Raw genomic sequence first — 9,670 nt, forward strand, 5'->3', positions numbered from 1 at the left:
ACGATGGCCAAGAACGACCTCGAGACCGTGGTGGCCGCGCTGGCGGCGCGGCAGCCGGCCGGCGGCCCCTCCGTCAAGCTCACCGGCCCGGAACGCGCCGCCGTGCTGCTGCTCGCGCTGGGCGACCAGTACGGCGCGAAGATCTGGCAGCTGCTCGACGACGACGAGCTGCGCACCCTCTCGGTCACCATGTCGAGCCTCGGCACGGTCCCGGCCGATGCGGTCGAGGAGCTGCTGCTCGAGTTCGTCTCGCGCCTCTCCGCCTCCGGCGCCCTGATGGGCACCTACGACGCCACCGAGCGCCTGCTCCAGCAGTACCTGCCGCCCGAGCGGGTATCCGGCATCATGGACGAGATCCGCGGCCCCGCCGGCCGCAACATGTGGGAGAAGCTCTCCAACGTCCAGGAGGAGATGCTCGCCAAGTATCTGGAGAACGAGTACCCGCAGACCGTCGCCGTGGTGCTCTCCAAGCTCAAGCCCGAGCAATCCGCCAAGGTGCTCGGCATCCTGCCCGAGGACGTCGGCATGGACGTCGTCAACCGCATGCTGCGGATGGAGTCGGTGCAGAAGGAGGTCATCGAGCGGATCGAGCAGACGCTGCGCACCGAGTTCATGTCGAGCCTGTCGCAGACGCGGCGCCGCGACGCCCACGAGCTGATCGCCGAGGTCTTCAACAACTTCGACCGCCAGACCGAGACGCGGTTCATGACGGCGCTGGAGGAGACCAACCGCGAGAGCGCCGAGCGCATCAAGAGCCTGATGTTCACGTTCGACGACCTGATCAAGCTCGACAACGCCTCGGCCCAGACGCTGATGCGCCACATCGACAAGGACAAGCTGGCGATCGCCCTCAAGGGCGCCTCCGAGCCGGTGCGCAACTTCTTCATGCAGAACATGTCGTCGCGCGCCGCCAAGATGCTGAACGACGACATGGGCGCGCTCGGCCCGGTGCGACTGCGCGAGGTCGACGAGGCGCAGGCGCTGCTCGTCAATCTCGCGAAGGATCTGGCCGGCAAGGGCGAGATCATGATCACCAAGAACCGTGCCGACGAAGAGCTGGTGTACTGAGGACCGTGATGAACCGCTCCCTGCACCCGCGCGCGCTCGTCCCGGTCCGGAGGGTCGCCCCGTGAACGCTCCGGCCAAGTTCCTGTTCGATCTCGACTTCGCCGCCCCGACCAAGGCCAAGGCGGAGCCGACCATCTCGCCCGAGGACCACGAGGCGGCGATCGCGGCGGCCGAGAAGCGCGGCTACCAGAAGGGCCTCACCGCCGCCGAGGTGCAGACCCGCACCCAGGCCGAGCGGCAGACCGCCGCCGCCTTCGACCGCATCGCCGCCGCGATGGGGATCGCCGCGGCGCAGCTTCCGGCGATCACCACCAAGCTCGAGGCGGACGCCGTCGAGGTCGCCGCGGCGATCGCCCGCAAGCTGGCGCCGGCGCTGATCGCCGAGCAGCCCTTCGCGGAGATCGGCGCGCTGATGTCGGCGTGCCTCGGCGAGCTGTTGAGCGCGCCCCATGTGGTGGTGCGCGTGAACGAGACGCTCTACGACCTCGCGCGCGAGAAGCTCGCCGCGATGGCGAAGGCGCGCGGCTTCGAGGGACGACTGGTGGTTCTGGGCGCCGCCGACATTCCACCCGGCGACTGCCGGATCGAATGGGCGGACGGCGGGCTGGTGCGCGATCGCGCCGAGATCGAGGCGGCGATCGACGATGCGGTGACGCGCTACATCGACGCGCGCCGCGGCGGCAACGGGTGACGTGGGAGGGACGTGATGGCCACCGACGAGACGAAGGTTCCCTTCCCCAATCTCGACACCGACCACAGCGTGGTCGAGCAGGAGACCGACCTCGCGGAAGCCGAGGCGACGACCCACGCGGCCTCCGATCTCGAGGCCGTGTTCGACGTGCCCGTGCAGGTCTCGGCCGTGCTCGGACGCGCCCGCATGGAGGTGGGGGAGCTCCTCAAGCTCGGCCCCGGCGCCGTGCTGGAGCTCGACCGCCGGGTCGGCGAGGCGATCGACATCTACGTCAACAACCGACTCGTCGCCCGCGGCGAGGTGGTGCTCGTCGAGGAGAAGCTCGGCGTGACCATGACGGAAATCATCAAGGCGGATCGCGCGTGATGCGACGGGCTTCCGCGACATCCGATAGAGCGGCGCGACAGGCCCACGCGGTCGAGCGCCCGCGAGCGACGGAGCAAGTGTGATGCGCCTCCTGATCGTCGGCACCCTGAAGGGCCAGCTCACCGTGGCGACCAAGATCGCCATGGACAAGGGCGCGAGCGTCACCCACGCCGAGAGCAGCGACCAGGCCATGGCGGTGCTGCGCTCGGGCCGCGGCGCCGACCTGATGATGGTCGACGTCGCCCTCGACATCCGCGAATTGGTGCTGCGGCTCGAGGCCGAGCACATCCACGTTCCGATCGTCGCCTGCGGCACCACCAACGACGCGCGCGCCGCCGTCGCGGCGATCCATGCGGGCGCCAAGGAATACATCCCGCTGCCGCCGGATCCGGAGATGATCGCGGCCGTGCTGGCCGCCGTCGCCGACGATTCGCGCGAGCTCGTCTATCGCGACCAGGCGACCGCCAACGTCGTCAAGCTCGCCCAGCAGATCGCGCCGTCCGACGCCTCGGTGCTGATCACCGGCGAGTCCGGCACCGGCAAGGAGGTGCTGGCCCGCTACGTCCACGGCCGCTCGAGCCGGTCGCGCGGACCGTTCATCTCGGTCAACTGCGCGGCAATTCCCGATCAGCTCCTCGAGTCCGAGCTGTTCGGCCACGAGAAGGGCGCCTTCACGGGCGCGATCGCCCGTCGGGTCGGCAAGTTCGAGGAGGCGAACGGCGGCACGCTGCTGCTCGACGAGATCTCCGAGATGGAGGTGCGGCTGCAGGCCAAGCTCCTGCGCGCCCTGCAGGAGCGGGTGATCGACCGGGTCGGCGGAACGCGGCCCGTGCCGGTCGACATCCGCATCCTCGCGACCTCCAACCGCAACCTCGCCGAGGCGGTGCGCGAAGGGACGTTCCGCGAGGATCTGCTGTTCCGTCTCAACGTCGTGAATCTCAAGATCCCGCCGCTGCGCGAGCGGCCCGGCGACATCCTCGAGCTCGCCCATCACTTCGTGCGCAAATACGCGCAGGCGAACGGCGTGCCGGTGCGGCCGCTGTCGGCCGACGCCAAGCACCAGCTCACCGTGAACCGCTGGCCCGGCAATGTCCGCGAGCTGGAAAACACCATGCACCGCGCCGTGCTGCTCGCCTCCGGCGACGAGATCGGCGCCGACGCGATTCTCACCCCGGACGGCGAGCGCCTCGACCAGGCGCGCCCGGCCGCCGTCGAGCACGCGACGCTCGCCGCCGAGGCGGTGACCCGCGCGCTCGTCGGCCGCACGGTCGCCGACGTCGAGCGCGATCTGATCCTGGAGACGCTGAAGCACTGCCTGGGCAACCGCACCCACGCCGCCAACATCCTCGGCATCTCGATCCGCACGTTGCGCAACAAGCTCAACGAGTATTCGGCCGAGGGCGTGCCGGTGCCGGCGCCGCACGGCAGCACGAGCCCGCACGGCGACGTGCGCCTGGCCGGCTGAGGGCGTGCCGTGCCGACCCCCGCGTCCGCTCCTGCCTTCGCCGCCGCCGCCTCGCCGCCGCGTGACTCAATCTCGCCACGGTTTCGGATTCGCCTGATGGTCGCGGCGATTCGTCCGTCGTCCGTCGCCCCCGAACCGTCCGCACGATCCGGGAGCCGGATGCCATGAGGACCGCCGCCCAGCCGAAATCGCGTCCGCGCCCGGTGCGCTTCCGCGGCCGCTCCTACATGGCGTTCGCGCTGGCGCCGGAGCTGCCGATCCCCGAATGGCTCGCCGACATCGACGGCGCGATCGGCCGCTCGCCCGGCTTCTTCGCCGGCCGGCCGGCCGTGCTCGACCTCGCCGGGCTGACGCTGTCGAAGGGCGAGATCCACGACCTGATCCGCGAGCTGCAGGGCCGCGGCATCCGCATCATGGGGCTGGAGGGCGGCGACGCCGACTACGGCGCCGAGTTGCCGCCCGTGCTCACCAGCGGCCGCGGCACGTTCTCGGCCACCGAAGGCGGCGCGGCCGAGTCGGCACCGACGCCTCCGGAGGCCGAGCCGGCGCCGTCCGCCCAGATGACATCCGCCCAGGTGACGTCCGCTCAAGTGACCCGCATCGTCCCGGCGGCGCCGCCGCAGCCGGTCGGCTCGCTCACCATCGCCGAGCCGGTCCGCTCCGGCCAGACCATCTATCACCCGCACGGCGACATCATCGTGCTGGGCGCCGTCTCGTCGGGCGCCGAGATCGTCGCCGGCGGCTCGATCCACATCTACGGGACGCTGCGCGGGCGGGCGCTGGCGGGCGCCGGCGGCGATTGCCGGGCGCGCATCTTCTGCCGCCGGACCGAGGCCGAGCTGCTCGCCATCGCCGGCTACTACCGCACCGTGGACGACCTTGAACCATCGCTCCGCAACCGGCCGATCCAGGCCTGGCTCGAGGGCGAGACGATGCTGATAACCGCACTCGACTGAGGCAGGGAGAGGGGACCGACAATGGCCAACGTGGTCGTCGTGACATCTGGGAAGGGAGGCGTGGGCAAGACCACCACCACGGCCGCCCTCGGCGCGGCCCTGGCGCAGACGGGACAGACCGTCGCGGTGGTGGACTTCGACGTCGGGCTGCGCAATCTCGATCTCGTGCTCGGCGCCGAGCGCCGCGTCGTGTTCGACCTGATCAACGTCGTGCAGGGCGCCGCCAAGCTGCAGCAGGCGCTGATCCGCGACAAGCGCATCGAGACGCTGTGGCTGCTGCCCGCCTCGCAGACCCGCGACAAGGACGCGCTCACCGACGACGGTGTCACCCGCGTCATCGACGAGCTGCGCCAGCGCTTCGACTGGGTGCTGTGCGACAGCCCGGCCGGCATCGAGCGCGGCGCCCAGCTCGCGATGCGGCACGCCGACCAGGCCGTCATCGTCACCAATCCCGAGGTCTCGTCGGTGCGCGACAGTGACCGCATCATCGGCCTCCTCGACGCCAAGACGGTGCGGGCGGAACGCGGCGAGCGCATCGCCAAGCACATCCTGGTGACGCGCTTCGATCCGGCCCGCGCCTCCAAGGGCGAGATGCTCGGCATCACCGACATCGTCGAGATCCTGTCGCTGCCGCTGCTCGGCATCATTCCCGAGAGCCAGGAGGTGCTGCGCGCCTCCAATCTCGGCACGCCGGTGACGCTCAGCAACCCGGCGAGCGCGCCCGCCCGCGCCTATGCCGAGGCGGCCCGCCGCCTCGAAGGAGAAGACCTCGACATCGTCGTCCCGACCGAGAAGCGCAGCCTGCTCACCAAGCTGTTCGGACGGAGAGCCGCATGATCTGGAGCTGGTTCAAGCGCCGCCACTCCGCGCCGATCGCGCGCGAGCGGCTGCAGATTCTCCTCGCCCACGAGCGCTCCCCCCTCGGCCGCTCGTCCAACCTGGTCTCGCTCCTGCAGGACGAGATCGTCGCGGTGATCTCGCGCCACGTCTTCGTCGATCCCGATCACGTCCAGGTCAAGATGGACCGCGGTGCGACGATCTCGACCCTGGAGATCGAGATCGAGATCCCCAACATGGTGGCCCCGCCGCTCGCGGCGACGTGCTGACGACGCGACCTGGCAAGCTCGGCGCGAGCCTCGTTCTCGGTTCACCTCTCCCCAGCGGGGAGAAGTCGGATCTCGCGCTTTGCGCGAGATCCGGGTGAGGGGGTGCCGAGGCCAGCCGACCGGCGCCGTAAACCCTCACCCCGGTCGCGAGCTTCGCTCGCGCCCGACCCTCTCCCTCAGGGAGAGGGTGTCAGTGCCTGCGGCCACTCCACAGACCGGACCAGACGCGCCGCTAACAATGGAACGACGGCGCCCATGCGCATCCGCCCCGCCACGCCCGCCGACGCCGATGCGCTGTGGCGGATCCTCGAGCCGGTGATCCGGGCCGGCGAGACCTATCCGCTGCCGCGCGATCTTTCACGCGACGACGCCCTCGCCTACTGGCTGTCACCGGCCCACGAGGTGCATGTGGCGCTCTACGAGGACGGCGACCGCGAAGCGATGGTCGGCACCTACTATCTGAAGGCCAACAACGCCGGCGGCGGCGCCCATGTAGCGAACTGCGGCTACATGGTCGCACACGACGCGACCGGCCGCGGCGTCGCGCAGGCGATGTGCGCGCACTCGCTGGCGCGCGCCAAGGCGCGCGGCTTCCGGGCGATGCAGTTCAATTTCGTGATCACGTCGAACGAGCGCGCCGTGCGGCTGTGGCAGCACATGGGCTTCGCCGTCGTCGGCCGCCTGCCGGGCGCCTTCGAGCACCCGACGAAAGGCTTCGTCGATGCGCTGGTGATGTTTCGGGAGATATGAGGCCAGGGAGTTGGCCGCGGCCCTCACCTCTCCCCGCATGCGGGGAGAGGTCGACGCGCGTAGCGCGGCGGGTGAGGGGGCGTCTCCACGACACAGAGACTCTCGGATGTAGAGACTCGCGGCGACGCCCCCTCACCCGGAGTCCGCGCCTGCCGGCGCGAACTCCGACCTCTCCCCGCACGCGGGGAGAGGTGAAAAGGTGCGCCTCGTTTCTGGCCCTGGGTCCCGGCTCACGCTGCACCGCTTCGCGGCGAAACGTGTCCGGGACACGAAGCCCGACTATGGCGTCGCCGTCATGGCCTCGGGCTTGGTGCGCTGGCGCTTGATCATCAGCTTGTTGAGCGCGCCCAGATACGCCTTCGCCGAGGCGACCAGCGTGTCCGGGTCGGCGCCCTTGGCCGTGACGGTCTTGTCCGCCTCGGAGAGACGGACCGACACCTCGGCCTGGGCGTCGGTGCCCTCGGTGACGGCGTGCACCTGGTAGAGCTCCAGCATCGCCTCGTGCGGCACCAGCGCCTTGATGCAGTTGAACACCGCGTCGACCGGACCGTTGCCCTCGCACTCCTCGATCGCCGTGCGGCCCTCGATGCTGAGCTTCATGGTGGCGCGCTGCGGCCCGTGCGTGCCGGCGATCACCGACAGCGACACCAGCCGGATGCGGTCCTGGGCGGTCGCGATCTCCTCGTCGACCAGCGCCTCGATGTCCTCGTCGTAGACGTGCTTCTTGCGGTCGGCCAGCGCCTTGAAGCGCACGAAGGCGTCCTCGAGCTGGTTTCCGGCGAGCTTGTAGCCGAGATCCTCCAGCTTGCGCACGAAGGCGTGGCGGCCGGAATGCTTGCCCATCACCAGCGAGGTCTGCTTCACGCCGACGCTTTCGGGCGTCATGATCTCGTAGGTCTGGGCGTTCTTGAGCATGCCGTCCTGATGGATGCCGCTCTCGTGCGCGAAGGCGTTCCGGCCGACGATCGCCTTGTTGTACTGCACCGGGAACGACGTCACGGCCGAGACCAGTTTTGACGCGCGCGTCAGCATGGTGGCGTCGATGTTGGTCCACCAGGGCAGCACCTCGTTGCGCACCTTCATGGCCATCACGACCTCTTCCAGGGCCGTGTTGCCGGCGCGCTCGCCGATGCCGTTGATGGTGCACTCGATCTGACGCGCGCCGCCGCGCACGCCGGCGAGCGAGTTGGCGACGGCGAGGCCCAGGTCGTCGTGGCAGTGAACCGAGAACACGGCCCGGTCGGAGTTCGGCACGCGCTCGCGCACCGTCTTGAACAGGTTGTAGTACTCCTCCGGCGTCGTGTAGCCGACCGTGTCCGGGATGTTGATGGTCGTCGCGCCGGCCTTGATGGCGGCCTCGACGCAGCGGCACAGGAAGTCGATCTCGGTGCGGGTGCCGTCCTCCGACGACCACTCGACGTCGTCCGTGTAGTTGCGGGCGCGCGTCACCTGCGCGATCACCATCTCGTAGACCTCGTGCGGCTCCTTCTGGAGCTTGTGCTTCATGTGCACGGGCGAGGTGGAGAGAAAGGTGTGGATGCGCTTGCGCGCCGCCGGCTTGATCGCCTCGGCGCAGCGGTCGATGTCCTTGAAGGCCGCGCGGGAGAGGCCGCAGACGACCGCGTTCTTGGTGCGCTTGGCGATCTCGTTGACGGCGAAGAAGTCGCCCTCCGAGGCGATCGGGAAGCCGGCCTCGATCACGTCGACGCCCATCTGGTCGAGCAGCTCGGCGACCTCGAGCTTCTCCTCGTGGGTCATGGTGGCGCCGGGCGACTGCTCGCCGTCGCGCAGCGTCGTGTCGAAGATGACAACGCGGTCCTTCTCGGAGTGCGGGTGTTGCGCGGTCGGCGCGGCCGGGTGTTGCGCGGTCATGGAAACGAGTCCTTCTCGAAGAGCGTGCGCCTCGTCGGGGCGCGTCCGGGTTCCGTCTCGGGTCCCCTGAGCGCCCAGGCGCGTCGCGCCCTGCCGGCCCTCAGGGGCAGCTAAGGAGAAGGAGGCCGGAAATCAGGGCAGCCGCGGACGGGGCCGAAACGACCCGATCCAAAAGCCCGCGATGCTGGCGGCGCGGCGACATGCCCGATCCTCTGTTGCCCGTCACGGTGCTCGACACGTGTTGACGCGGCGTTACCGAAGACGCAACGCCGCCCTTGTAACGTGCGTCGCCCGGCGGGGCAAGCCAGGGCGGCGATCGTCCGGACCACGCCCCTCCGGACGGGAGACAGCTGCAACCTTTGATTGAATCGGAGGGCCGGCCGGGGCCGCCGATTCGCCGTTGGCTGGTCCCTCGATACCCGTCTCGGGCCACCGCGACGAAGCGCGCGGCACCCGCGAGACCGGTCCGTCGCGGACGCTCGATCGATGGCGGTTGGCCGAAGACACGCCGATCGGCGAGCGGGTTATGCCCGCCGGACAGGCCCAGGGCCCTCCTGGCCGCCCCGACCAAGCCCCGGCGGCTAAATTTACACGCCCATGCCGACGCGGTAGATTCATCCGGTCTGCGTATTTCGTCGGGAGAGGACAACCTGAAAGGCACCCACGTCGGGTGAAGGGTTACTCAAATGAATTATTGGATTGCTGCTTTCGCCGTCGCCCTGGTCGTGGTCATCGGCGCCGCCGCCGGCCCGCTCGGAGCCGCGGTTTCCGTGATCGCCTTCGCCGCCACCCTGTTCCTGCTGTGGGCCCACAAGCTGGGCTTCCTCAACGCATGGACGCGGTTCGGCCTGGATCGCTTCGCGGCGCCCTTCCTGGAGGGCGACAACTACGATCGGCTGTCGCTGATCGCCTCGGACGGCGAGAAGCTCGCCAAGGCCTGCACGGTCGCGGTGGTGCTGATCGCCCTGTCGCTGCTGCTGCCCGCCTACCAGGTCGGCATCCTGGTGGCCGGCGTCGGCGCCTGGTACCTCTACCAGATCCGCCGCGCCAACGCCCCGGCCAAGGCCGCGCCGGCGACGCTCGAGCTGCCGGCGGCCAAGGGCGGGGCCTTCAAGCCCGCCGAGGCCCGCACCGAGACCCGCGTCAACTGAAACGACCGACCGGGAGGCGGCGCCGCGCGTGCCGTCTCCCGTTCGCCCTGCCCCCGACCGTCGCGCTCTTGCTCACGCGACGCCGCCGCCGGTCTCATGGCTGAGGTGAGGAGCGGTTCGCCGCATCGCAGGCGCTGATCTTCTCCGACGCCACATCCGATCCAGACGCTTACAGATCCGCCGCATAGCCCCGGCGAGAAACTCGTTTCAGTGCGGCCCGTCGTGCGTGAAGTGGACCCCGGTTT

The 9,670-nt window shown here is 69.7% G+C and carries 10 protein-coding genes; 9 read left to right on the top strand and 1 reads right to left on the bottom strand.

Features of this window, described 5'->3' with window-relative positions; translation table 11 throughout:
* Positions 1-3: 3 nt before the first annotated feature.
* The 8 genes from fliG (at position 4) to ABTU92_RS19470 (ending at position 6,402) form a co-directional block, all read left to right on the top strand.
* Positions 4-1,068, top strand: a complete 1,065-nt coding sequence (fliG, locus tag ABTU92_RS19435) for a flagellar motor switch protein FliG (RefSeq protein ID WP_111359339.1) — start codon at positions 4-6, stop codon at positions 1,066-1,068.
* Between the two features lie 61 nt (positions 1,069-1,129).
* Complete coding sequence (fliH, locus tag ABTU92_RS19440; RefSeq protein ID WP_408093285.1) at positions 1,130-1,759, top strand: flagellar assembly protein FliH; 630 nt, start codon at positions 1,130-1,132, stop codon at positions 1,757-1,759.
* A gap of 15 nt (positions 1,760-1,774) precedes the next feature.
* Positions 1,775-2,125, top strand: a complete 351-nt coding sequence (gene fliN / locus ABTU92_RS19445; protein WP_408093286.1) for a flagellar motor switch protein FliN — start codon at positions 1,775-1,777, stop codon at positions 2,123-2,125.
* A gap of 82 nt (positions 2,126-2,207) precedes the next feature.
* Positions 2,208-3,590: a sigma-54 interaction domain-containing protein gene (locus ABTU92_RS19450; protein ID WP_408093287.1), complete on the top strand. Its 1,383-nt coding sequence runs from the start codon at positions 2,208-2,210 to the stop codon at positions 3,588-3,590.
* Positions 3,591-3,754: 164 nt separating this feature from the next.
* Positions 3,755-4,546 (top strand): septum site-determining protein MinC, encoded by a 792-nt coding sequence (minC, locus tag ABTU92_RS19455; protein ID WP_408093288.1) that lies wholly within the window; start codon positions 3,755-3,757, stop codon positions 4,544-4,546.
* Between the two features lie 21 nt (positions 4,547-4,567).
* The gene (gene minD / locus ABTU92_RS19460) at positions 4,568-5,383 is read left to right on the top strand and encodes a septum site-determining protein MinD (RefSeq protein WP_408093289.1); all 816 of its coding nucleotides are present in this window, start codon (positions 4,568-4,570) and stop codon (positions 5,381-5,383) included.
* Entirely contained in the window at positions 5,380-5,652 is a 273-nt protein-coding gene (gene minE, locus ABTU92_RS19465; RefSeq protein ID WP_111360619.1) for a cell division topological specificity factor MinE, read from the top strand. Before minD ends, minE begins: the two co-directional genes overlap by 4 nt.
* Before the next feature lie 255 nt (positions 5,653-5,907).
* The gene (locus ABTU92_RS19470) at positions 5,908-6,402 is read left to right on the top strand and encodes an N-acetyltransferase family protein (protein WP_408093290.1); all 495 of its coding nucleotides are present in this window, start codon (positions 5,908-5,910) and stop codon (positions 6,400-6,402) included.
* Positions 6,403-6,681: 279 nt separating this feature from the next.
* Here the strand turns inward: ABTU92_RS19470 and ABTU92_RS19475 are convergent, their stop codons facing one another.
* On the bottom strand, positions 6,682-8,274 hold the full coding sequence (locus ABTU92_RS19475) for a 2-isopropylmalate synthase (RefSeq protein WP_408093291.1): 1,593 nt from the start codon (positions 8,272-8,274) through the stop codon (positions 6,682-6,684).
* A gap of 686 nt (positions 8,275-8,960) precedes the next feature.
* Between ABTU92_RS19475 and ABTU92_RS19480 the strand changes: the two genes are divergently transcribed.
* Positions 8,961-9,425 (top strand): hypothetical protein, encoded by a 465-nt coding sequence (locus tag ABTU92_RS19480; RefSeq protein ID WP_111358500.1) that lies wholly within the window; start codon positions 8,961-8,963, stop codon positions 9,423-9,425.
* Positions 9,426-9,670 lie beyond the last annotated feature (245 nt).

Source organism: Rhodoplanes sp. SY1 (assembly GCF_046000175.1).
Lineage (GTDB): Bacteria > Pseudomonadota > Alphaproteobacteria > Rhizobiales > Xanthobacteraceae > Rhodoplanes.